This window comes from Serratia sp. FS14, assembly GCF_000695995.1.
GTDB lineage: Bacteria > Pseudomonadota > Gammaproteobacteria > Enterobacterales > Enterobacteriaceae > Serratia > Serratia nematodiphila.
In genome coordinates this window covers 2,974,684-2,997,475 of sequence record NZ_CP005927.1, presented here as the reverse complement: position 1 = coordinate 2,997,475, position 22,792 = coordinate 2,974,684, and the positions used below count along the sequence as shown (strand labels likewise).

Here is a 22,792-nt window from a genome sequence, read left to right as displayed (position 1 = left end):
AATTTATTGACATGGGTAATTAAAGGTCATAGATTCTTTTCTGACACAATCAGTATTGGAGGTGTATGAAAGGTCAGCGTATTGGCTATATCCGGGTAAGTAGCTTTGACCAGAACCCAGAACGACAACTGGATCAGACTCAGGTGGATAAAGTCTTCGTCGATAAAACATCAGGTAAAGATATTCAGCGTCCAGAGCTGGATTCATTGTTGTCATTTGTGCGTGATGGCGACACCGTGGTGGTTCATAGTATGGACAGGCTGGCTTGTAACCTGGATGACTTGCGCCGTCTGATACAAAAGCTTACCCATAAGGGAGTGCGTATCGAATTTGTTAAAGAATGCCTTACATTCACTGGCGAAGATTCACCAATGGCAAACCTGATGCTCTCAGTGATGGGGGCTTTTGCCGAGTTCGAACGTTCTTTAATCCATGAACGTCAGCGGGAAGGGATCGCTCTGGCCAGGCTACGCGGAGCTTACCGTGGGCGGAAAAAATCACTGTCTTCAGAACAACAAATTGAAGTTCGAAGGCGAGCAATGGATGGTGAGAAAAAAGCCCAGCTTGCCCGAGAGTTTGGTATTAGTCGTGAAACACTATATCAATATCTGAAACTGACTGATTAACTTCTCATTTTTATGTATTCGTATGTGGTCCGTCGCCAGGGAGGCATTTTTTCCCGCAGAATTTTTAAACGCGGAACAGCGCGCCAGTTATGGTCAGTTCTCTTGATGGTTAGGAGAAGGAATCATGGTTTTAAGAATTTCCTGGCCATGAATACCTGTGTCAAAAATGCACTGATGATGTGCCGCCGGGAACGTTATGGTAATAAAATGATTATTTCGACGTATTTTTAGCCTGTAACCCGTTTTTCAGATGTATTTATCCCGCAAGCTGTGCCAGAAGCCATCGTTTCCGATCGATGTTATGCAGTCTTTCTGCCACTAACTCCGTGGCGTGTCTGCCGGCCTGCGCACCGGTAAAGCACAGCCGGTTGCCGCACAGGATGCATTTGTACAGTTCAGTGCGCAGGAACGCCCTCATCAGTGCGGCGAAGCCCGGCTGCTCCGGTTTTTCCGCGCCTCCATCTGCAGAGCATCGCATACCTTCGGCAGCAGCTCACCGTGTTTCCGGTTGGATAAAAAACCGTAGTAGCGCACCATCTTAAAATGCTTCGCCAGTACGTGGCTGATATAGCGACCGATCATCTCTTCCTGGGTCAGCGTCTGCTGGCGGTACCGCAGGCGAGCATGCGCTTGACGCTGAGTCGGGTCCAGGGAGTTATGCTGTCGCCATTCGAATCAGGGTATCTATTCCCAGCCGTCATCGATGGTAAAAATGATGCTCGCCCTGTAAGGGCGCCATGTTCATGCGCCAGCAATGCCCCACGGCACGTTTATGCCGACGAAACGCCTTATCCAGTAACGGCACCAGGCGGATGACCCAGCGATGCAACGTGGAATGGTCAACAATAACCCCCGCGCTCAGCCATCATTTCCTCCAGATTACGCAGGCTCAAGGTATAGGCCAGATACCAGCACACACACAGGGCGATGATATCGACAGGATAATGCAGTCGCTGGAAGGCATTTCGGATCAAAGACATGGCCAGGTAACATCATAAAAAAACAGCATATTACCCGACGACGCCTTAATGCGACAGAGTCTTGAAACCCCTCCGTAGTTAACAGAGTGTTAAATTTTTTGTCATGAAATTATTAATTAATTCAATCAGTAATAACAAAATTATACCTGTACGGAATTTAAAGTTAGAAGATGGATTTGACAACGAAAAATACATTGCCTTAATAAAAATCTGAGCAAATTAAAACGCCAGCACCCCAACACAGTGAATATAAAGATGGTGAATATGGAAGAAATGCTTATTCTTGTTGATAAAAAAGATAACTCTATTGGTTCTGAAGGAAAACTATCAGTGCATCAGCAAGGGTTATTGCATCGAGCATTTTCAATCTTTATATTTGATAGTAAAGGAAGATTGTTGTTACAGCAGCGCGCACATGGTAAATATCACTCCGCCGGACTGTGGACCAACAGTTGTTGCGGACACCCTCGCTGGGGGGAGCGTACTGACACCGCTGCCAGTAGACGGTTGCAGGAGGAGATGGGATTTTCTACCCGACTGAAAAGAGTCTCTAGTTTTATTTATCATGCTGAAGTCCCTGGAAATTTAATTGAGTATGAGTTTGACCATATTTACGTAGGGTCTTTTGATGGCGCTCTAAATGTTAATCCTGAAGAAGTGGAAAACTGGTTGTGGATTGATATTCCTCAATTGGTTTGTAGATTAAAATCGCAGCCTGAACACTTCACCGTGTGGTTCAGGGAGATAATAAAAGATATCAATAAATTAAATATTTGGCGGGAGATTATTTCCCATGAATGAAGTTTACATAAAACAACGGGTGAACACCTATGGGTACCCTATTGGATTTAATTGAATCTCCTGCAGACTTGAGGAATTTAACCTATGAGCAACTCGTATCATTAGCCAATGAGTTACGCAAATTTTTATTATCCAGCATTGCAAAAACAGGTGGTCATTTAGCCTCGAACCTTGGCGTGGTGGAATTAACGCTCGCCTTGCATTATGTCTTTGATACGCCAAACGACCGCATTGTCTGGGATGTCGGGCATCAATCCTATCCGCACAAAGCCATTACTGGCAGGCGCGATCAGATGAGTGGCCTGCGCCAAAAGGGGGGTATTTCCGGCTTTCCAAGGCGGGATGAGTCTCCTTATGATACTTTCGGCACCGCCCATTCCAGCACGTCCATTTCTGCAGCTCTGGGAATGGCTCACGCTGCCCTGTTGCAACAACAGCCAAGACATTGCATTGCCGTGATTGGTGACGGGGCGCTCAGCGCGGGTCTCGCTTACGAGGCAATGAATAACGCTACGCTCGATCCTGATATGCAGCTGCTGATCGTTTTGAACGACAACGACATGTCGATCTCGCCGTCGGTCGGTGCCTTGAAGAAACACCTTACCAGCCTGCTTGTTGGTAAGCCAGCGGCACTGTTTAATGCGTTAAATTTTGAATACTCGGGGCCAGTTGACGGTCACGACATGGCAGCATTGCTAACGGCACTGAAACAAGTGCGCGATCGTAATGGCGTTCAACTGCTACATGTCATTACCCGCAAAGGATATGGATTTTCACATGCCGAGGCAGATCCTGTCGGTTATCACGCCCCCGCCAAATTTTGCCCACGGGACGGAATACCGCCCGCTGCCGCAGGAAAGCCCACCTACACCAAAGTATTTAGCGATTGGTTGTGCGATGAAGCCGAGTCAGATCCACGCGTGGTCGGTATTACCCCGGCAATGCGCGAAGGCTCCGGTCTGGTGACCTTCCAACAGCGCTTTCCCGACCGTTATTTCGACGTGGGTATCGCCGAACAACATGCGGTGACCTTTGCTGGCGGTTTAGCCGCCGAGGGAATGCGACCGGTGCTGGCGATTTATTCGACCTTCCTACAACGTGGTTATGACCAGTTAATCCACGATATCGCCATTCAACAACTGCCTGTGACTTTCGCCATTGATCGTGCTGGTGTGGTGGGCGCCGATGGAGCAACCCATATGGGCATGTTCGATATCGCCTATCTGCGCTGTATTCCCAACCTGTTGGTGATGTGTCCGGCGGATGAAAACGAGTGTCGGCAAATGTTGCATACCGCGCTGAAACACAGTGGCCCGGCAGCAGTGCGTTATCCGCGTGGCTGTGGCCCCGGTGTTTCACCGCTGCGGCAAATGACGGCCCTGCCGCTGGGGAAAGCCAAGGTCTGTCGTATCGGTCGGCGGATCGCCATTTTGGCTTTTGGTTCCATGGTAACGCCAGCGCTTGAAGTCGGTGCCCGACTGGATGCAACCGTGGTCAATATGCGTTTCGTCAAACCTTTGGATGAGGCGATGTTGCAGCAAATGACGCGCACTCATGAACTGATCGTCACCGTGGAAGAAGGCTGTATCGCGGGCGGTGCAGGTAGCACCTGCCTGGAAAGTCTGTCCGTCGCTGGGCTAGCGGTGAAAACGTTGTTGCTGGGCTTCCCTGATAATTTTGTCGAGCACGGCGAACCCGCCGAGTTGCTAGCAGCATACGGCTTAGACGCCAGCGGCATCGAAAGTGCCATTACCCATTTTATCACCTCGAAAATGGGTGATTTAGTCGCGGACGTAAGGAATCTACCCGAAGGACGCAGCTCTTTTTTGCCAGAAAATACGAGTATTTATCGAGGAGAGAGACCATGAGTAATCTATCTGAAATGAAGTCACCCGATCTGGTTTATCTGCAAAACTTACCTTATCAGGTGATCCGGGATACCAGTACCGACAGCTATGAGGAAAAGGTCGTGCAAACTTATTGTGAAGATCCGAACCACTGGCGCAAGGCCATCGGTGATACGTTGCTATTTCAATTTGGGGTGTTTGAGGATACGGTATTCCCACTGATGCCAGGAGCTAGGCTTAAACCCACGGCTTCACTGGATGAATCAAGCATACGTTACTTCGAGCAGCAACTGTTTCTGGCCGGTGTGACTGGCAGCGATCGACCGGTGATGCGTCGAATACTGGATATCGGTTGCGGTTGGGGCTATATCCTCAAACATCTAGCGGAACGTTATCCCGAATGCCAACGGCTGGATGGCGTTAACGTCAGCGCACAACAGCTAAATTACTGCGCCAGATTCCACGCAGAACAAGGGGTGAGCGAGCGTATTAACCTATTCCTGTGCAATGCGCAGGACATAGGGATGCTGCCCGACCCTGAGGATCTTTATGATTTAGTGATTATTCGCGGTGTGATTTCACACTTCCCCAATGAGCTGTATGAAAAGGCAATGCGCGCGCTGTTTACACGAGTACGCCCCGGCGGAAAAGTGATTATTTCAGACAATCTATACAACGTCGAACCGGATCGTTACCAATCCGATACGCCGGATATCGTCGACCGCCTCGCCTGCCGCCATCAGAAAACCCCCGCCTATTTTAAACAAGTGCTGGAAGAGAGCGGTTTTAGCATCAAGGATTTCCGCGTATTACCCTCTAACGTGGATGTGGCGCATTGGCTGATGGACTCTAAGGCAAATATTGAACGCCATTTTCCTGATGGAGTTGGCGGCTCTTTGGAAGAGTTACGGGTGCTGGCGGAAAACTGGTCGGTGGCGCTTCTAAAGAACAAAGTATCGACCTACAGCATGATTGTGACTAAACCCATAAAGCAAAATTCCAATAATGCGGAGTGAGGCCCATGACCATAGTAAAGTTACCTCCTATTTATTGTCCTTTCACTCATAAAATTCACCCCAAGCTGGAGCAATTTGATCAGGCTACCGCCGACTGGTTGGATCACTGGGAGCTTTACTGGGATGAACCTCAACGTCGAAGAATGGTGAGGCCGGGTTGGGGGGAGTTGGCGGCATTAGCCTACCCTACAGGGCGTGATGAATTGATCCAATTGGCTTCAGATTGGATGGCTTGGGCATTTGCTTATGATGATGAATGGTGCGATGAAGGGCCAGTAACCAAAAAACCGGAGGCCATGATTATGGCCACGGCGCAAATGAATCGGGCATTGGAGTGTCCTGAATATCCAGTATCCGCAGATGAGCGTTACAGCCTCTCAATGCAGGAGCTACGGATACGTCTTGAACTCTATGCTACCTCCGAGCAAGTGAATCGTGTGGTTGAAGCGCAAAAAGGCTACTTTTTGGCTGAAATGGTAAAAGCAGGGTGCATGAACCCTACGTTGGACGAGTGTACCTTCCTGCGCTTGAACGGTGGGGGGGGCATGATTTTCCCAGTGTTGCGACATGTGGTTGCCGGTATCGATATTAGCCAGAATGAGTATTTGTCACGCCCTATTGTCGCGATGACAGAAATGGCCGCCACGTTGGTCGTTTGGGAGAATGAGCTATTTTCTTATGCGAAAGAAAGCCTACGTAACAGTCTGGATAGCCGTGGTCATAATTTGGTTGATGCTATTCGACGCCAATTTAATTATTCCGCTATCGACGCCCTGCATTGGCTAAATACCATGCACGATCGCATTATGAGCCTGTTTGTACGGCTACGAGATAAATTGCTTCAAGATGCGGCACCGCACATTGTGCATTACATTGAAACACTGATCGACTACCAAACCGGAATTCTTGAATGGCATCGGCGCGATCGACGTTATAGGTTTCTTAATGCTGACGATGAGCGGCCCTGTTATGAGGGGGGAGAGCCCGCAGATAGACCGTCAAACTCTAGCTTTGAGCCTGTGCCAATCCCGTCCATTGCCTGGTGGTGGCATTACGATCCCGCTCGACAGATCGGTAAAGTTAATTACCATCCTAATGACAGAGTGGTATTTGCCAGAAGCGCCGGACGCAAGTTTAACGCGATTCAGGAACCCTATGTTCATAAGCCACTTTAAGTCTCCGTCAGGAGGATCAATGCATCAACATGAGTTTTCATTGCAGCAACGTGAATTACTGCCTTATCCCAGTGGTTGGTTTGCTGCCTGCTTTAGTCATGAACTAAAACCTGGAGCAGTCCTGACGGTACCTTTTATGGGAAAAGAGTTGGTTTTGTATCGTACCCACTCAGGTTTGGCTCGTGTGATAGAACCTTACTGCCCCCATTTAGGGGCACATTTAGGGCATGGGGGTCTGGTGGAGGGTGAGCGATTGACTTGCCCGTTTCACGGTTTGGCTTTTGGGCCTGATGGTGTATGTATAGCGTCGGCTCACTGTATAACCCCCAAAATGAAGTTGACACCTTACCATATGGATGAAGCTCGTGGGATGGTGTTGGTATGGAATGATGAGCAGCGGCAAGCTCCTAGTTGGCAATTGCCTGCATTGGATTTAAGTGACTTTTCTCCGCCCAGTTCCAGTTGTTATCAACTGAGTGGTTATGCACAGGATATGGCGGAGAACAGTGCCGATCCGCTGCATTTTACTCACGTACATGGCTTTCGCGAGGTTGTCATGAAGCATCATGTCGATGGCCACATGATGGAAATGAATATGACTGCGCGATGGCGGAACTTACCGTTACACATGCGATTACGCAACTATGGGATCGGCCACGTTTTAGGGGAAAGTGAATTCCCGGGGCTAGGTGTACAGGTGAAAACAATGGCATTCAGCACGCAAACGGCACCATTGTCTTGGACATTCCGCTGGAGTGATGTTCTACGGGTAAACTGTTTCGATTCGTTACCCCTGTTATTGCGCAAATGGTTGCATGCGATGCTTATCGGCTTAGCGCATCGCTGGTTTGTCAAAGTTGTTAGCGATGATTTTGCTATCTGGAATCATCGCAATTATGTGAAGAACCCACAGCTTCTGACTGGTGAGGGCACGATGGGGACTTTCCGCCATTGGAGCGCTCAATTTTATCCTTAATTGATTGAGTAACCTGAGGGAATCTCACTCTCAGTCCCCTCGCGGGTTGTGTCTGACCCGGCCAAAATAACGAGACACGTTTTCCCCCTCGCAATATGTGGATGCCTGTCGCTCAAGCGGTGGAGACAGTCCTCTGCTCGCAAGCCCTTGCTGGCGGAAAACTTCTACTTTGACCAGCCCTTGGGTGAGATGCGCCTGGTGAGCAGAGTCTTTGAAATGTAAGTATTAGACGACAATTACTTTTGCCGATCGTGTTGCCTCACCAGTTAATTGTTGCCAGTCGCAGTCGGGCAGGATGTGCTGTTGCACGGCAATCCATTGCTCGGTGGCCTTGAGGCCACAGCTGCTGCAGGCCTTGGACTTGCAGCTCTGGCAGAAGAAGCGGGTATGGGTCTAGGTGTAGCGACCCGCGTTTATAAATACCCAAACCTGCATTTACCCCTGATATTCAGCCCACATTAGCTGCAACCAGCGATAGTCTCAGACCCACAATACCTGCAAATGAACCTGCATTTATCCGCGACGACCTGCATTCCATTTCAATCGACCCATATTAACTGAAAACGAAAGCCTTTTCTTTAAATCCTCAGGAAGTCTCAGTATGCTCATGAATACCATTATTTGTTTGTGGTGAGCGTTCCCGATGTTTGTTGGTTGCAGACACTCGCCGTGAGAAAAGAGTAAGAAATATCCCGGCAACTAACGGTATAATAAACAGCATTGATTGAGTTGAAATTGCATATCCATATACATAGCTTTCCAGGCTTACCGCAATCAGAGGAAAAATAAGGAATACAAGTGAAGCCTGAAAGGCACTGGCCTTTTGCTGAAGTGCAAAGTAGCACAATATTCCAAAAACCCCGGCAAAAGCTCCGAGATACAGGGTAGCTAATATTGAGTGTGCTGAGAAGGCTGACACCTGTGGTCTTTCGAAGAACCATCCTGCCGCAGAAAGTAACAATCCTGCCAGAAAGCACGGGAGCGCATTAAACGTTATAACAGAGACAGTACAGCTTCTTTTCTTGCATTGAGTATATATTATGGCATGGATGATTACGGCTGAAACAAGCGCAATGATTCCCTGCCATTGGGTCTCTGTGCTTGTTTTCGTTTCTTCGAGAAGAATGCCCGCCAGTGCAACTATTGCGATAGTTAAACCCGCAATCTGCATTGAGTTTGTTTTTTCATTCAAAAACAAAACTGATGCCATCAAAACAGCCACAGGCATGTTTGAAAATATAATGGAGGCAAGCCCGGAGCTGACATAGGTTTCACCATAAATCATTAATGAAAAAGGAATGGAAAAATAAAAAATACAAATTACAAGCTGGAACAAGCGTTGTCCGGGTGGAAATAGAAGCGGTGTTTTTCTTAACCATGCAATGCTGATTAAGAATGGAGCTGCGAACATAAACCTCATCCCGGTTGCAAACACCGGAGGGATAGTTTCAGCGGCTATCCGCATAGCCAGCCATGTGGTCCCCCAGGTCAGTGAAACCAGCAGGAATAATACCAATATCGTCACTCTGCGCATAAGATGCTCCCAGTAAAAGAAATTAATTTAACTTTTTAGCGGGAGAAAAATATTGTTTTCTTCACTGTTATTTTATACTTTTAGAGAAAAATATTCTCCATCAGAAGGGACGGTTATGCTGGACAAGAAGGATAAGGAGCTGCTCAGGCTGTTACAACATGACTGTACACTGTGTCTGCAGGACTTGGCAGCGGCTGTCGATTTAACGCCGAATCCTTGCTGGAAGCGCATAAAACGTCTTGAAGATGAGGGGATCATCACTGGTCGGGTTGCTCTGTTGAGTAAGGATAAGCTTAACTTGTCGCTTACAGCCTTCGTGATGATAAAAACACAAAACCACAGCCATGACTGGTATAAACATTTCGTTTCGCAGGTCAATAGTATGCCAGAAGTGATGACTTTTTTCCGTACCACGGGAGAATATGATTATCTTCTTCAGGTAGTGGTTTCAGATATGAAGGGTTACGATAGTTTTTACAAAAAGCTGGTCAGTTCAGTAAGCGGGTTGAGTGATGTAACATCCAGTTTTTCCATGGAGGAAATAAAACACACCACTCAACTTCCATTACCAGGTTAATGGTTTCGCTATTAATTGTCAGTCTCCATAAAACGACCGTTTTATGGACCTGAGGCCATGATCGTGAGCACTGCACTGTAACCTGCGGTGCAGGGTTGCACTTTCTCATTCCAGTATTCATTTTCCATCTATACTCAAATCTGATGACTTACTGGAATACATAGCATGCTAATTGGGTACGCACGGGTTTCCACTGCCGACCAGCAGTCTCGACCTCCAGCGTGATGCACTGACGCAGGCAGGTTGTGAGCGTTTTTTTGAAGATAAAGGACTCCGTCACATTAACAACGACAGGTCAGCAGAAATCGCGTTGCCGGTTATTTAGGCAGCCAACAGATACAATTGTTCTGCGGGTGACAATCCATCACTTTGCGAATGTTGGTGCTGCCCTTTACGTATCATGTGGAGCTGCTCGATGCCGGCCTGCTGGGTCTGTGCTCGGCGAAATGATTTGAATCCCAGCATCTGACGTATCCGGCGTTTGATATTGCGCTGATCTTGCTCTACCAGGTTATTCAGATACTTGCTTTGCCTGACGGTGATGCTTTCCTCTGCGGGGTTGCCAGCATTGAGCGTGGCCAGGGCAGCGGTATTGGCGTCGCTTTTATCAATGGTCACCACTTCGGGCTCGCCGTGGTGGCGGATGGCCTTACGAAAGAAACGCAGCGCTGCGGCCGCATCCCGTTTGGCGGTAAGCAGGAAATCGATGGTCTGCCCCACGCTGTCAACGACGCGACACAGGTATTTATACTGGCCTCTGACGTTGATATAGGTTTCGTCCATGCACCAGCGACGCCCCACGGCACGTCTATGTCGGCGAAACGCCTTATCCAGTAACGGCACCAGGCGGATGACCCAACGATGCAACGTGGAATGGTCAACAACAGTCCCACGCTCAGCCATCATTTCCTCCAGATCACGCAGGCTCAAGGTATAGGCCAGATACCAGCGCGCACACTGGGCGATGATATCGACAGGATAATGCAGTCGCTGGAAGGCATTTCGGTTCAAAGACATGGTCAGGTAACATCATAAAAAACAACATGTTACCTGACAACACCTTAATGCGGCAGAGCCATCCCCTCACGTACCGCGACCAGCATGCCCGGCTCACCGGAGAGATAGCAGATGGCCTTGTTGGCCACCTGTGCCAACAACGGGTAACAAACGGGTCTTCCGCAACCTGGGTGGATATTTTCATGCCAGAGGACACATCCCCCATCGCCTAAGCAACTCGAACCCTGCCCGACCATACACATCTTCAGACGATTTACATGGCCCCCGATAACACCGTTACTCCATCTGCTGCTTATCGCTTCGTGTATTGCTGTTGCATCGGCTTCCATCCCGGCAGCAACGCGCTGACAGGCAAAGATTTCGCACTGGCGATATAGCGGCAGGTGTTCGCAGTATTTGGCCGTTAACACACGGGCCAGCAGACCCGGTCCGGCGATACCCCGATCGATGGGGCGGGATGGCGCAGACGCTTCAACGATACTGCCACATCGGGTGCAGACCTTTTCACCCTGACCGTGCGGATCACTTTCAGGGCGCTGGGGACCAGTTCCAGCTGCTCCGCACTGACTTCGCTGGGGTATTTCATATCGCTGCCGTAGTCCGGGCAGCAGGTTTCTGCTGGCTCCAGACGATGGATCTCACGGGGAAGATGTTCAGGGAGAGGTCGACGGTGACGGGACTGGCGAAGCTGGCGTGAAACCTGCAGATCGTCTTCCCGTCCGTTGTAGCGATCGTTTTCCTGCTCCTGCCGTTTCAGCAGGGCTTCAGCTTCTTCGACCTGCTGACGAAGTTTTTCTGAACGGATACCGAACAGCATCCGCCGTAGTTTTTCTATCTGTGCCCGCAGATGCTCTATTTCACGCTCTTCGTTCTCTATTTTCTCTCCTGCGCGGGCCAGCGCCGAACGCAGGAACGACTCAGTCTCTGCAACGAGGCTGAGCCGGCTGTCTTTCTGGCGAAGCGCGTCTTCCAGCGCAGCGATACGGGCAAGATAGTCCTGACTCAGGACCATATTTATAATGCGGTCATGTTCTTTTTACAACATTGTCAGTGAGTTAAGACGTGCTATTTTTTGGCTGACGCCAGTCCAGCTTATTGAGGAGCATCGCCAGCTGTGAGCGGGTGATGGTGATTTTGTCGTCGCGTACAGCATGCCATATGAACTGACCTTCTTCCAGACGTTTGGTAACCATCAGCATCGGCCCAGAGGATTTTAACAGTATCTCCCTTGCGGCCACGGAAGATAAACAGATGGCCGGAGAAACCTGCGTAACACCATGGAGAGTTGACCGCCAGCCTTGAACTGGTTAAACATACGAAAGCCCCGAGCCATTGCAAGCTGTCGGGGCTTATTATTTTGACGATAGCAGTATTATTCTTCTGTGGTTAGGGTATTTAATATATGTTCAAATACCTCCTCTGAAGCTAATAGTTCGTTGTGTTTCATCTGAGACACCTGAATGTTATCAGCTCCAGATAGTGGTGTGCTCGTTGGGGGGGATATTTGCTCATCACCAGCGGACCAGATAGTTGTATATTGGGTTGGATTTGGAGTTTCAGTATCCTGATTTAGGTTCGTGATGACATAAGAACCCGGCGTCATGTCCCTACAGCCCTGATCCCATAGTGCACATAGCCAGCCAAGTTGAGTGCCATGGTTGGGACCGGCAATCGAAATCCATTGGCGCACCGAATCTTTACCCCCCTCAAATTTGATAAACCAGCGTGTTAGTAAGGACCCCAAAGAGTGAGCAACGATATCAACTTTACCAGCACCAGTCTGACTGAGCACGTCGGCAACATAGGTTTTAAACTGTCCAGCAAGGACTTCATTTACCGACTGAGAACTGTCATAATTCCAACCAAATAACAAGTCATCGGTGTAGCCTTGTGTTAGTAAATATGACTTAAGCGCAACCCATACACCAGAGTCGGCATTTCTGCCATGGACAAGGATTAGCGGATTAGAGGCGCTGCGTGGCGGTTGTATTTCACGCATCGCTAACTCGTTAATTTCCATTACTAGTGATACTGCATCCAGGCTTTGATTTATAGCATCTATATAGACTATATTGGGAAAACAGCTGTTGTTGCATGCTGGAAGTAGTCGTTCAGTTAAAACAGAATTAGCTTCGTTAGCTAAGTCAATAATGCTGTTTGGTAGTCCCGCTGCACAGCTTGTCACTTGGGATACTGATTGGGTAAGTGTCCATGATAACAAGAAGTATGCTGAATTAGGTGCGGTTTTTTGTTCGCGCATCTTTCCCAGCTGGTCAGTAATCATTTGTTCTACATTGTTACTTTCCGAATAAGCATTATACACGGGGAATTTGTTTGTCAGGTAAAACCCTGAATCTGAAAAGCTGTCAATATTTATAGCGTCGCCTGAAGGTTCAACTATCACTATAACAGCAGGCTCTCCATTACCAATGTAGTCATTAAGTGTTTTCTGTGTCAAATCATCAGTTGACAGTATTTTTAAATTATTAATACTTTCTTTCATTGTAGATAGTAAACCATTCCACTGAGCTTGGGTAAATGGCGCGTATTTACTATTCCCAACATCAGTATCTAAATCATGGGAAAGGTGAAGAATAACTAATTCTGCATTATCGCGGGTAAATGTATTAACATCATTGATAATGGCTTCCATGGATTGGCCATTTGCCCCTTGCCAACTACTTAAACCAACCAAACTCAGTTTGGTATAATGTCCGGTATAATACTGCCCAGCACTGACCACAGGGCGGATATCAAAATATCTCGCTCCAAGTTGTAACTGCCCGAGCACAAGCGACGTTTGTGTTACTGTATTGCAGGGGGATGCGAAAGGGGTACCTGGCGTAAATACGCCCATTCCAGAATCATGTGTGCCAGGTATGCATAGTTGTCGGAGTGTTCTGTCGCCAATTTTATCCAGACTTTCTTGCATCCAGGTTGAGTTTGTTAACATCATTAACTTCTCCATGTTATTTAAAATAAAGCCGACAGCGCGGCTGTTGGGTGAGGTAGAATTGTGGAGTAAGAGGGGCAAGCTTCGCCCAGCCACCTACTCTGGAAATAAGATACAGTATATAACGCCAATCAAAATAAAATATTTAACGCGGAATTGTGAAATAAAATCACGAACTGTCGTCATCGGAATGTCTTGTTCGGCAGTGAATTTATTGCTGTAACTACGGACACATTTTATATCCTGTATTAGAGCTTACCTCAATGAGTGATAAACGCAGACTCCCATTAACACTAAAGGCTAGTGGAAACGATGTTTTTGCATAAGTCTGTGTGCCCCCCCCTGGTTGTCAAGGACTTCTTACTTTCTAGGTTTGATTCTCGGTCATGACTGAAACCAATCATCCGCACTTTCCCATGTCTCCTGCAGTACTTCTTCTATCAACTTCCTGTCGGCCGGCGTGCCGTTACGCACTGATAAGCTATCTATGCCTGCTAGACGAACGGTAGTTTCAGTATCAGTAAACTAATGGTGAAAATCCTGTGGGCCGATCGCGACGGGCTGTGCCTGTTCGCCAAACGCCTCGAACGAGGCCGTTTCGTGTGGCCGGTGACCCGCGAAGGGAAAGTACATCTGACGCCCGCCCAGTAGTCCATGCTGCAGGAGGGTATCGCATGGCAATATCCAAAACGGACGGAACGGCCTGGTATACGGATATAACCCGTGATAAAACAGGTGAATGAACAACGAGCTTCCCGACGACGTCGCGCAACTGAAGGCCCTGCTGGTCGCCCAACAGGCGGTTATCGTTCGTCTCTCCGGAGAAATAACCGGCTACGCCCGCGAGATAGACTCACTAAGGGCACTGGTCACTAAACTGCAGAGAATGCTGTTCGGCCGCAGCAGCGAAGAAAATAGAAAAGAAGATCGCGCAGGCTGAAAAGCGCATAACCGAGCTTCAGGACAGGCTTGGTGAAGCACAGTCGCAACTCACCTCAATGGCCGGAGATACGGTGCCGAAAGCATCAGACTCACCAACGCGCAAAGCGCTTCCGGCAACACTTCCCCGTGACAGACAGGTTATCTCCCCGGATGAAACTGAATGTCCTGTCTGCTGCGGCAAACTGAAACCGCTGGGGGAAAGCCTCTCCGAACAGCTTGATATCATCAACACTGCGTTCAGGGTCATCGAAACGGTTCGCCCGAAACTGGCCTGCAGCCGGTGTGACGGTATCGTGCAGGCACCACTGCCACTGCCACCGAAACCCATCGAGCGCAGTTACGCCGGTCCGGGCCTGCTGGCCCGTATCATCATGGCGAAGTTCGCCGAACATCTGCCACTGTACCGCCAAGCTGAAATCTACGCCCGGCAGGGCGTGGAACTGAGCCGTAATACAATGGGACGCTGGGTTGACATCATGGGAGAGCAGCTTCGTCCGCTGTACGATGAGCTTAACCACTATGTGCTGATGCCGGGTAAAGTGCATGCCGACGACACGCCGGTGAATGTTCTGGAGCCCGGTCAGGGTAAAACCCGTACCGGGCGGCTGTGGGTCTCTGTTCGTGACGATCGCAACGCCGGTTCGACCATGCCGGCTGATGTGTGGTTCTCATACTCTCCAGACCGCAAAGGTATCCACCCGCAGCAACATCTGGCGGACTACAGCGGTATCCTGCAGGCCGATGCCTATGCGGGTTACAATGCTCTTTACGAAAGCGGGCGGGTAACCGAAACGGCCTGTATGGCACATGCCCGACGCAAGATCCACGATGTACATGTCCGCCATCCAACAACAGTAACGGCAGAAACGCTCCGTCGTATCGGGGCGCTGTACGCTATCGAGTCTGAGAGCCGCGGCAGTTGAAAGACCGACTGATCGCCTATCTGGTTAAGCCATGGTATAAATATTTGAGCGAATATTTACAGGCCATCACCGTGGGAGGTAACTCATGTCTGAGTTCATTTTATTCAGAAAAGATCATCACCGAACCTCAGTTAATAAATCAGACACTGAAAGCGCTTCTTTGCTTGTTGGGCAAGGCTATGAACAACAACCTGAAGAAATAGACGCATCTGATGCCAGCATGGCACTTAAAAGATTCGCAGATATAAAAAATGAAGAAATAGCGACAGAACACGCCTTTACTACCGGAGCTGCGTTCAGTTCAGTGTTGTCAGCCATTCTAAAATAAATTGGCTGAACATAACCGGGAGATAAGAGCTTTATTATCGCCGATAAAAAAACAGCAAGGATAGATGTTTCATCTATGTCCAACAATCTATCCCCTCCCCACTCACCGTAACGCTGGTGTTTAACGAGTTGTGATGGCATAATGAGGCTGGACTCTATCCCCCCCCCCCCTTCTTTTTAACGGTGTTTCGCCAGAAGCGATCGATAACCAGAACTTGAAATGGCGCTGTGAGGCATTGCTGTTACCCTGCATTCCCTTTTGGCTCACGACAGGGCTCTGCCTGTTTTTTCTCATTGCCTTTCTTATCTTCGTAATCGCCGGTACCTATACCCGGCGAGTCAATGTGACCAGCGAGATCAGCACCTATCCCCGTGCTGCCAACGTCTATTCCGCCGTCCAAGGGGTTGTGGTCAAACAATTTGTCACCGAAAGGCAGGTGATCGCCGCCGGCGCACCCATTTACCAGATTGACGTCAGCAAAAGTACCCGCTGCGGAGTGGTCAGCGATAACCAGCGGCAGGATATTGATGGCCAGCTAGCACGCCTTGCGCAAATCATCAGCCGACTGGACAGCAGCAAACAAGCCACGCTCACCATGTTGGAAAAACAGAAGGCGCATTATACCGCCGCCTTTACCCGCTCCACCGACACCCTCCGGCGTGCCCAGGAAGGGATACGCATCATGAAGGAAAATATGGAGAGTTACCGGCACTATCAAACCAAAGGGCTGATCAACAAGGATCAGCTCACCAACCAGGTGGCGCTGTATTATCAACAGCAGAACAACCTGCTGGACCTGTCAGGCCAGAACGAACAGAATGCATTGCAGATCACAGCGCTGGAAAGCCAGATCCATATCCAGGCCGCCGAATTTGACAACCAGATTTACCAGGTGGAGCGGCAGCGCTACAAGCTGCAGAAGGAACGGATCAACATCGATGCCGGTGGAGCGATCATCGTTAGCGCGCTGGCCGACGGCCGCATCGATTCGCTCAGCGTCACGGTTGGTCAGGTGCTCAACGTTGGCGACAGCCTGCTGCAAGTGATCCCCCACAACATCGATCACTACGCCCTGGTGCTGTGGGTGCCCAACGACGCCATCCCTTACATAGCAACCGGTGACAAGGTCAATGTGCGTTATGACGCCTTTCCGGCGGAAAAATTCGGCCAGTTTGCCGGTACGGTGTCCGTCATCTCCAAAGCCCCTGCCTCACCACAGAAAATCCTGACCTACCACTACCAGGGAGCGCCCAAAGCGTCTCTGACCGCCGCCGTGCCTTAAGGGTAAGCGTATGCCGTGTACCGTCTGGCGATTTTCTGACACCTTCGACAAAGTTGTTCCCACCAAATAGTGATCTGAGCCCCGGATCCTGTTTTGCATTGTGGATGGACTGAATTTATTTGCATGAAGGAACCTTGCATAAGATTGAACTAATGAACCCAATGAACTTGCAGTAAGCCTTTTTAGAACGTCGAGATTAGAAAAAAGCTGATTCAACATAGTGATCTCCTTATTACCTCGTCATTAAGGAATCACCAGTTTGTTCTCTTTTGCAGTATTTTTTTATGCGGTGTGTTCAAAACGGAAGATCTCGCTGCCTTTGTGTAGGATTTTGTGCACTTCACATAATCAATCGCTTTTCATAAAGCACTTATGTGGTGCACCGCATAAGTGCTCGATAAGTACCATCACGTAACCGTCAGCGCCGTCGGTGGTTTTCAGGCTGTAGAGCATGTCGCTGAGATACTGGCGCAGGTCATCTTCAACAAAGGAGCCGAACTCCAGCTTCAGCGTGTTGAGATCACAGATGGTCTGCAGTTCGCGGCAAATGTATCTCCATGAAGTCGCGGGCTATTTCAGGTTGGGTCAGAAATTGCCGGAAAGTGGCATCATGGGGCGTTGGATTTTTTTCATGAGGCTATCGTAGCATGTTCGGCCACCGGCTCACTATGTGTAGTGACCTGCATTTGAAATCGGCTTGACCTGCATTTACCCTCGATTTCCAGCCCAGATTAACTGCAACTGAAAATGGTACCCGACTCACATTAGCTGTAAATGAACCTGCATTTATCCGTATCGACCTGCATTCCATTCTCACTAACTCGCAATAACTGCATCTGAAAACCTCAATCACAACAGCCCCCTGGAAGGCTTGTCAAGGTGCGGGGTAACACTGTGGTGGAGCGGAGCTTTAGGCTGTACTATGCCAGGCCTGGCCCAGCAAAAAAGCCAACTCCAGCGCCTGCGTCCGGTTGAGGCGTGGATCACAGGTGGTGTAATAACGGTGGGATAAATCTCGCTCGTTGATTTGCTGCACCCCGCCTGTGCATTCGGTCACTTCCAGGCCGGTCATTTCAACATGCAGTCCCCCGGGGTGGACACCGTGCCGATGCATAATGGCGGTAAACGCCAGCGTTTCCGCCACTATGGTGGCGAAGGCGCGGGTTTTGTGGCCGGAGTCCGTAGTGCAGGTATTGCCGTGCATTGGATCGACTAACCAAATCACCGGATGACCGGAGGCCTTAACTGCCTGGATCAGTGTGGGAAGCTTTGCGTCGATCTGCGTAAGGCCCATGCGGGCGATCAGCACGATTTTCCCCGGTGTGCCCTGCGGGTCTAACCGTTTCAGCAGGCAAAGCAGCCTGGCCTGGGTCATCGCCGGGCCGCATTTGATGCCGATGGAGTTGGCAATGCCGCGCAGGTATTCGACATGAGCGAAATCGGTATCACCAGTGCGTTCCCCCAACCACAGCATGTGTGCCGAACAATTATACCAACCGCCGTGGGCAAGATCCCGCCGGGTTAAGGATTCCTCATAATTGAGCAGCAGTGCTTCGTGACTGGTAAACAGTGGCAGGCGCGGCGGCTGATCGTTGACGCTGCGGTAGCAGTCCTGCAGTTGCGCGCGCAGCGTGCGGTAGTATTGCTCGGTCACGCCGGGGTGAGGGCTCTCCTGCTGCTGCACGGTGTAAAACGAAAAGACTAAGTTATCCAGTGCGCGCAACAGATTCAGAGTTGAGGCCGAGTGGTGATAGGCTCGCAGCATGCGTTGTGGATCCGGCGTGCGGCCGTAGGCGCTAAATTCGCGGCCATTGATAATCTCGCCGCGGAAGCTGGGCAGGGTGAGCTCGCCAACGGTTTCTTCCGGCTGGCTGCGCGGTTTAGCGAACTGTCCGGCGATGCGGCCGATTCTCAGAACCGGCAGCCCGGTAGCCTGATGAATCAACGCCGCCATTTGCTCCATGGTCAAGACGTGATCGCGCACCGAGGTAGTCTGGCAATCGGCGAAAGACTCGGCGCAGTCACCGCCCTGCAGCAGGACTGCGTGGCCTTCGGCGACCTGGGCAAGCTGCTGCTGACAGTGACGAATTTCGGCGGCCAATACTAATGGCGGGCTCTGTTGCAGTTGTTTCTCGTAGTATTGCAGTGCACAGGCATCGGGATAAACCGGCTGCTGTTTAGCGGGAAAACGCCGCCATGACGCGGGCGACCAGTCCTCATGCTGCGCAGGGGGATTACTACAGGATAATTCTCGCTCCCGGTAAAACTCACCGGTCAGCACGTCAATATCATGGATGAATATCATGATGCTCACTCACAGAAGGAACAGCGAAACGCAGACCGACGTGGGCTGCGTTTATTGCTCACCGTTAATCGGCACGCTGTGATTGGGTCAGGTAGGTTTCGGTGGCGCCGTTTTGCCGGGCCACATAATCCTCACGCACTGGCGTATAAACATCCAGTACCTCAGAATCCTCCAACGCTTCGGCATGGTGGACCGCCCAGGAGGGAATAATGAAGGTGTCGCCAGCATGCAAATAGACCGTCCGACCATCGACGGTCAGGCGCAGTGCGCCTTGCAAGATAATGGTGGCCGTTTCGTGCACGTGTTTGTGTTCAGGAATTTTGGTGCCACCTTTGAATTGCCAAAACGCCAGGGTAAAACCCATGCCATGCACAAATCTGGCGGTGATTTTGCTTTCGGTCCCTTCCGGACGCTGTAGATCCATATCGTAGGGAACCATTTCACTGCTTAAATGTAAGCTCATAGGGATACCTGCCTTCTTGGTCTGTTGACGTTAATGGGGGCGTTGCTTGAATCAGGCGATTTTAGCGTGGATGGAAAACCCCATCGGCACTGGGCCAAAATCGACCAATATGGTCAAGCCACAGCGGAGAGCGGATATATCGGTGGAAATGCAGGCGTCTACCGCATCTGCCGCACATTGACGCGCCGCTTCGCTGTTGGAGTTAAATAACCTGATGGACAGTTGTTTATTGATGCCCGGCACCTGGTGAATTAAATCCTGCGGTGCAGGGTGAGAGCCCACGGTTCTAATTTCGTCTGGGTTCGGTTTCTTACCGGCGAAAACCATATTATGGGTATCCATGACAAAGCAATCTATTAACTTTAAATTACTGAGGTTTTTGAACACCAGATGGTGAAGTTCCGGATAAACGATGCAGCCCAATAAAACATCGTCGGCATCGGTTTTATTCATGTATTTAGCCGCATCCTCAAGCGTCTGATGTAATTTAACCTTGCCGCGATGACTGTTATTTTTCAACCACAGGTGCGCCGCTTTTTCGCAATTGGTGCCTGCCGGTCCCAGCGTATGGACAGTTATCATGATTTATCTCGTTAATAATGGAAGGATTAAATTCTACCAGTGGTATTAATCAGCTCGGGCAGGCGTGCGCCCTGTCTGATTTTTTCCAGCATGGCGTTTTCCGTGCTGTCGATAGATAGCGCCTGTTGAAGAAGTTGCGCTGTCAGCGCCTGCGGCACCACTACTGTGCCGTTGGTGTCCGAAACCATCAAATCGCCGCTTTGCACAGTTACCTGTTCTATCTGGCACTGGGTGCCGGTTTCCGCCACCCAGTAAGCGCCCTGGGTATCGGTGGGAATAGGGTTGCTGGCGATTACCGGCATTGACAGCTGCTTAAGTTCGCGCAGATCGCGCACTGCACCGCCCAGAATAACACCGGCAAAGCCTAACTGTTCGAAGTAGGTGCAGCTCATGCCACCGGCCAGCGCGGCATGAGTCAGCACCGGCCCGGCTCCGGCAACGTAGACCAGGCCCGCTCCGCTGTGCAGCTCAGGCACCAAAAAGCGACTGACCTGCGACCAAGTAGCGGGCTGTGCTTGCATGATGTCACTGCTTTTACGCACCATTTTCCAACTGACGGTATAAGCCTGGGCGGCAAAATAATGATCGGGCGCATTGATTGCTTGTATTTTTGGTGTCAACGCATTGCCGGCCTGCAGACCGTCAAGAATATCAATAACTGTAGAACTGCTTATTTTTCTTGCTTTAAACTCTGCCAGTAACTGAGGTGATATCATTTCAAATGACATAATTTATGACCCCGTATTTAAAATAACGCAGCTGCGGTTAAAGTTTTTCAATCGCACAGCATTACAACTGAAAATTAGGTTCCCTCCATGTGAATAGCCAAAGTTCCTTAGAAAGGAATAGAAGTGATCATGATTTTAGTCAATGTACGATTATGAAATATTTATCATTTGAATGGATGGGTTGAGTTTAAATAAATTAAATCAACCAATTGCATATTATAAAAAAACACCATGTCGTTATTGCAATCTGATTTCCCCGCAAGGATATGGAGCGTTACTGTGAACTGGTCGCTGCACTTAAGTTTCGCACCACCAACAAAAAGGGCCGACATCTTTCCACCCGTCGACGCCCTGCTCAGACGTCCAGATGCCGCCGTTCTTAAAACCGAAGCGAGCCAGATCCCCCCACTCACTCCAAAGTGAGCCCACTGCCCGCGACGGCCTACCGGGGTGTAGTTCACCCCGGCCGTGATGGCATGCGGGTCACGCTGCCGGTTGTCCTTGCCGAACAGGCCCACCTCGTTGCCGTAATACTGTTCGTACGTCAGCTTGCCGCCCAGCTGCGGCAACGCCGGCACCCAGGCCTGCGCCCGAACGTCCCAGCCGTTCGCCGGCCGCTCCTCGTAGTCCGTCACATCCGGCGAGTCCTTCCAGCCGCTCAGCCGCGTGTAACTGTTGGCGCCCAGCTTCAGGAAATCACGCCAATACTCCACGCCCACCCCCATACGGGTATGGGAACGGGAAATATCGTGATCGAGAAACGTGTTCCCCCCCAGCATCCAGCCGTCGGCAAACCAGCGATACCCCATCCCCAGGTTGACCTGGGTCCGCTCGTCGGTACGGTGCACACTGCCCTGGGTAAATACCAGCCGGTCCTTTTGCTCATGCAGGGGAACCAGCAGGTCAAGCCGGGAATTCTTGAGAGAAAACTGCTTGTCCGCATCCAGCTGCACCCGGGCAGTACCGAACTGATTCAGCCATTGCTGTATCTCTCCCCCGACCGCCCCGGTGGCCATTCCACGTGCCAACGACGAGGCGGCCTCGCCGTTCGGGTTGCTCCCCAGAAATCCGCCGACCCGCGAGGCCAGCCCGGCCGCGCGCTGGGTCTGGGTATCCTCTGACGCCGGCGCTGAAGCGACCTTCACGCCGCCCTCCCACACGACCTTCGGCAAGGGCGCCGAGGGCACATCCAGCTCGTCACCCGGGCGCAACTGCGCCCAGCCACGGGCAAAACTGCGGAACTGATTGAGCTTGCGCAGCGCATCTGGCGTCATGTGATAACGCGCCGCAACCGTATTGACGGTCTCGCCGGGGGCCAGGGTATAAGGGCGTGTTGCCAGGGTGGCCACTGCCCCACCGGCCGGCAAAAACGCCGGTTTATTGACCTGTGCGGCAATAGCCGGCGTAAACGCCGCCGATATCGGCAGGGCAAACTGCACGCCGATATTTAACCAGGACAGACATGCCATGGCAGGGGATACCCGCCGAAGCCTCTTCCCAGAGGAAATGGGTTTATTTTCCATAACGAAAAACTCTCAACACTTAATTAAACACCTTGGGGCAATAACCGCCTCAGCGCCCAAAACGCGTCAGCATGACGCACCAGGAAACCGTCTGATATCTACAGATACGCGGCTAATGCTGTGCATAGGAAATAGGAAATAGAAAAAACAAAAAAACGCTCACACTGATGCTATGCCCCTCCTTAAAAATACCTGCAACGATAACAACAAAGGC

General features: G+C 50.3%; 16 protein-coding genes and 12 pseudogenes. 12 read left to right on the top strand and 16 right to left on the bottom strand.

Translation table 11 applies throughout. The annotated features are described in order from the left end of the window. The first annotated feature begins 65 nt into the window (after positions 1 to 65). The gene (locus tag L085_RS13520; RefSeq protein ID WP_044030970.1) at positions 66 to 626 is read left to right on the top strand and encodes a recombinase family protein; all 561 of its coding nucleotides are present in this window, start codon (positions 66 to 68) and stop codon (positions 624 to 626) included. 417 nt (positions 627 to 1,043) lie between these two features. On the opposite strand, the gene L085_RS25595 is transcribed toward L085_RS13520, so the two are convergent. Beyond that, positions 1,044 to 1,208, bottom strand: coding sequence for a transposase (locus L085_RS25595; RefSeq protein ID WP_255347222.1), 165 nt, complete (start codon positions 1,206 to 1,208; stop codon positions 1,044 to 1,046). A gap of 157 nt (positions 1,209 to 1,365) precedes the next feature. Beyond that, a pseudogene (locus L085_RS25085) lies at positions 1,366 to 1,606 on the bottom strand (transposase); the annotation flags it as partial. A gap of 264 nt (positions 1,607 to 1,870) precedes the next feature. Here L085_RS25085 and idi point away from each other — a divergent pair. From idi to L085_RS13495, 5 genes are read left to right on the top strand one after another with little or no spacing between them, the layout of a single operon-like run. Continuing rightward, positions 1,871 to 2,407, top strand: a complete 537-nt coding sequence (gene idi / locus L085_RS24705) for an isopentenyl-diphosphate Delta-isomerase (protein WP_071841665.1) — start codon at positions 1,871 to 1,873, stop codon at positions 2,405 to 2,407. A 29-nt stretch (positions 2,408 to 2,436) separates the two neighbouring features. Beyond that, positions 2,437 to 4,275, top strand: coding sequence for a 1-deoxy-D-xylulose-5-phosphate synthase (gene dxs / locus L085_RS13510; RefSeq protein WP_044030969.1), 1,839 nt, complete (start codon positions 2,437 to 2,439; stop codon positions 4,273 to 4,275). Then, on the top strand, positions 4,272 to 5,270 hold the full coding sequence (locus L085_RS13505) for a class I SAM-dependent methyltransferase (RefSeq protein WP_044030968.1): 999 nt from the start codon (positions 4,272 to 4,274) through the stop codon (positions 5,268 to 5,270). The genes dxs and L085_RS13505 overlap by 4 nt, the downstream gene beginning before the upstream one ends. Before the next feature lie 5 nt (positions 5,271 to 5,275). Continuing rightward, positions 5,276 to 6,445 carry a hypothetical protein gene (locus L085_RS13500; RefSeq protein WP_044030967.1) on the top strand — a complete coding sequence of 390 codons (1,170 nt, stop codon included), beginning with the start codon at positions 5,276 to 5,278 and terminating at the stop codon, positions 6,443 to 6,445. 19 nt (positions 6,446 to 6,464) lie between these two features. After that, complete coding sequence (locus tag L085_RS13495; protein ID WP_071841632.1) at positions 6,465 to 7,421, top strand: Rieske 2Fe-2S domain-containing protein; 957 nt, start codon at positions 6,465 to 6,467, stop codon at positions 7,419 to 7,421. Positions 7,422 to 7,685: 264 nt separating this feature from the next. Here the strand turns inward: L085_RS13495 and L085_RS25365 are convergent. Continuing rightward, positions 7,686 to 7,790 (bottom strand): annotated as a pseudogene (locus tag L085_RS25365) (transposase zinc-binding domain-containing protein); the annotation flags it as partial. 217 nt (positions 7,791 to 8,007) lie between these two features. Then, entirely contained in the window at positions 8,008 to 8,955 is a 948-nt protein-coding gene (locus tag L085_RS24695) for a DMT family transporter (protein ID WP_071841631.1), read from the bottom strand. Positions 8,956 to 9,070: 115 nt separating this feature from the next. Here L085_RS24695 and L085_RS13485 point away from each other — a divergent pair, with 115 nt between their 5' ends. Further along, complete coding sequence (locus L085_RS13485; protein ID WP_044030965.1) at positions 9,071 to 9,532, top strand: Lrp/AsnC family transcriptional regulator; 462 nt, start codon at positions 9,071 to 9,073, stop codon at positions 9,530 to 9,532. Between the two features lie 321 nt (positions 9,533 to 9,853). Here L085_RS13485 and L085_RS13480 read toward each other — a convergent pair whose 3' ends face one another. The 6 genes and pseudogenes from L085_RS13480 to L085_RS25545 form a co-directional block, all read right to left on the bottom strand. Continuing rightward, positions 9,854 to 10,549, bottom strand: a complete 696-nt coding sequence (locus L085_RS13480) for an IS6 family transposase (RefSeq protein WP_044030964.1) — start codon at positions 10,547 to 10,549, stop codon at positions 9,854 to 9,856. 180 nt (positions 10,550 to 10,729) lie between these two features. Then, a pseudogene (locus L085_RS25870) lies at positions 10,730 to 10,896 on the bottom strand (ISL3 family transposase); the annotation flags it as partial. Beyond that, positions 10,894 to 11,555: pseudogene (locus L085_RS13475) on the bottom strand (transposase); the annotation flags it as partial. The pseudogenes L085_RS25870 and L085_RS13475, both read right to left, overlap by 3 nt. Positions 11,556 to 11,585: 30 nt before the next feature. Next, positions 11,586 to 11,812: pseudogene (gene tnpB / locus L085_RS13470) on the bottom strand (IS66 family insertion sequence element accessory protein TnpB); the annotation flags it as partial. A gap of 109 nt (positions 11,813 to 11,921) precedes the next feature. Further along, a complete protein-coding gene (locus tag L085_RS25745) occupies positions 11,922 to 13,505 on the bottom strand; it encodes a hypothetical protein (protein ID WP_226988537.1) in 1,584 nt (527 codons plus the stop codon). A 381-nt stretch (positions 13,506 to 13,886) separates the two neighbouring features. Then, a pseudogene (locus L085_RS25545) lies at positions 13,887 to 14,027 on the bottom strand (DinI-like family protein); the annotation flags it as partial. Positions 14,028 to 14,033: 6 nt separating this feature from the next. On the opposite strand from L085_RS25545, the pseudogene tnpB (L085_RS25740) reads away from it, so the two are divergent. The 4 genes and pseudogenes from tnpB (L085_RS25740) to L085_RS13455 all read left to right on the top strand — a co-directional run. Then, positions 14,034 to 14,222 (top strand): annotated as a pseudogene (gene tnpB / locus L085_RS25740) (IS66 family insertion sequence element accessory protein TnpB); the annotation flags it as partial. A 19-nt stretch (positions 14,223 to 14,241) separates the two neighbouring features. Further along, positions 14,242 to 15,364 (top strand): annotated as a pseudogene (locus L085_RS13460) (IS66 family transposase); the annotation flags it as partial. A gap of 88 nt (positions 15,365 to 15,452) precedes the next feature. Further along, complete coding sequence (locus L085_RS25355) at positions 15,453 to 15,695, top strand: hypothetical protein (protein ID WP_071841629.1); 243 nt, start codon at positions 15,453 to 15,455, stop codon at positions 15,693 to 15,695. A 199-nt stretch (positions 15,696 to 15,894) separates the two neighbouring features. Next, a pseudogene (locus L085_RS13455) lies at positions 15,895 to 16,974 on the top strand (HlyD family secretion protein); the annotation flags it as partial. 393 nt (positions 16,975 to 17,367) lie between these two features. On the opposite strand, the pseudogene L085_RS25350 reads toward L085_RS13455, so the two are convergent. The 5 genes and pseudogenes from L085_RS25350 to L085_RS13435 form a co-directional block, all read right to left on the bottom strand. Further along, a pseudogene (locus tag L085_RS25350) lies at positions 17,368 to 17,566 on the bottom strand (Rpn family recombination-promoting nuclease/putative transposase); the annotation flags it as partial. Between the two features lie 321 nt (positions 17,567 to 17,887). Then, complete coding sequence (locus L085_RS13450; protein WP_226988536.1) at positions 17,888 to 19,258, bottom strand: 3-deoxy-7-phosphoheptulonate synthase class II; 1,371 nt, start codon at positions 19,256 to 19,258, stop codon at positions 17,888 to 17,890. 88 nt (positions 19,259 to 19,346) lie between these two features. Next, complete coding sequence (locus L085_RS13445) at positions 19,347 to 19,745, bottom strand: cupin domain-containing protein (RefSeq protein ID WP_043143328.1); 399 nt, start codon at positions 19,743 to 19,745, stop codon at positions 19,347 to 19,349. A 51-nt stretch (positions 19,746 to 19,796) separates the two neighbouring features. Beyond that, a complete protein-coding gene (locus tag L085_RS13440) occupies positions 19,797 to 20,327 on the bottom strand; it encodes a prephenate dehydratase domain-containing protein (RefSeq protein ID WP_044030962.1) in 531 nt (176 codons plus the stop codon). Positions 20,328 to 20,353: 26 nt separating this feature from the next. Further along, positions 20,354 to 21,055: an RraA family protein gene (locus tag L085_RS13435; RefSeq protein ID WP_044030961.1), complete on the bottom strand. Its 702-nt coding sequence runs from the start codon at positions 21,053 to 21,055 to the stop codon at positions 20,354 to 20,356. Positions 21,056 to 21,318: 263 nt separating this feature from the next. On the opposite strand from L085_RS13435, the pseudogene L085_RS25735 reads away from it, so the two are divergent. Then, positions 21,319 to 21,396, top strand: a pseudogene (locus L085_RS25735) (hypothetical protein); the annotation flags it as partial. 114 nt (positions 21,397 to 21,510) lie between these two features. Here L085_RS25735 and L085_RS13430 read toward each other — a convergent pair. Continuing rightward, positions 21,511 to 22,524 (bottom strand): annotated as a pseudogene (locus L085_RS13430) (inverse autotransporter beta domain-containing protein); the annotation flags it as partial. Positions 22,525 to 22,792 lie beyond the last annotated feature (268 nt).

Coding starts and splice junctions, on each gene's coding strand:
- L085_RS13480 (WP_044030964.1), bottom strand. CDS start 10,549: ATGTCTTTGAACCGAAATGCCTTCCAGCGACTGCATTATCCTGTCGAT.
- L085_RS25595 (WP_255347222.1), bottom strand. CDS start 1,208: ATGATCGGTCGCTATATCAGCCACGTACTGGCGAAGCATTTTAAGATG.
- L085_RS25355 (WP_071841629.1), top strand. CDS start 15,453: ATGTCTGAGTTCATTTTATTCAGAAAAGATCATCACCGAACCTCAGTT.
- dxs (WP_044030969.1), top strand. CDS start 2,437: ATGGGTACCCTATTGGATTTAATTGAATCTCCTGCAGACTTGAGGAAT.
- L085_RS13435 (WP_044030961.1), bottom strand. CDS start 21,055: ATGTCATTTGAAATGATATCACCTCAGTTACTGGCAGAGTTTAAAGCA.
- L085_RS13505 (WP_044030968.1), top strand. CDS start 4,272: ATGAGTAATCTATCTGAAATGAAGTCACCCGATCTGGTTTATCTGCAA.
- L085_RS13500 (WP_044030967.1), top strand. CDS start 5,276: ATGACCATAGTAAAGTTACCTCCTATTTATTGTCCTTTCACTCATAAA.
- L085_RS13445 (WP_043143328.1), bottom strand. CDS start 19,745: ATGAGCTTACATTTAAGCAGTGAAATGGTTCCCTACGATATGGATCTA.
- L085_RS24695 (WP_071841631.1), bottom strand. CDS start 8,955: ATGCGCAGAGTGACGATATTGGTATTATTCCTGCTGGTTTCACTGACC.
- L085_RS13485 (WP_044030965.1), top strand. CDS start 9,071: ATGCTGGACAAGAAGGATAAGGAGCTGCTCAGGCTGTTACAACATGAC.
- idi (WP_071841665.1), top strand. CDS start 1,871: ATGGAAGAAATGCTTATTCTTGTTGATAAAAAAGATAACTCTATTGGT.
- L085_RS25745 (WP_226988537.1), bottom strand. CDS start 13,505: ATGATGTTAACAAACTCAACCTGGATGCAAGAAAGTCTGGATAAAATT.
- L085_RS13440 (WP_044030962.1), bottom strand. CDS start 20,327: ATGATAACTGTCCATACGCTGGGACCGGCAGGCACCAATTGCGAAAAA.
- L085_RS13520 (WP_044030970.1), top strand. CDS start 66: ATGAAAGGTCAGCGTATTGGCTATATCCGGGTAAGTAGCTTTGACCAG.
- L085_RS13495 (WP_071841632.1), top strand. CDS start 6,465: ATGCATCAACATGAGTTTTCATTGCAGCAACGTGAATTACTGCCTTAT.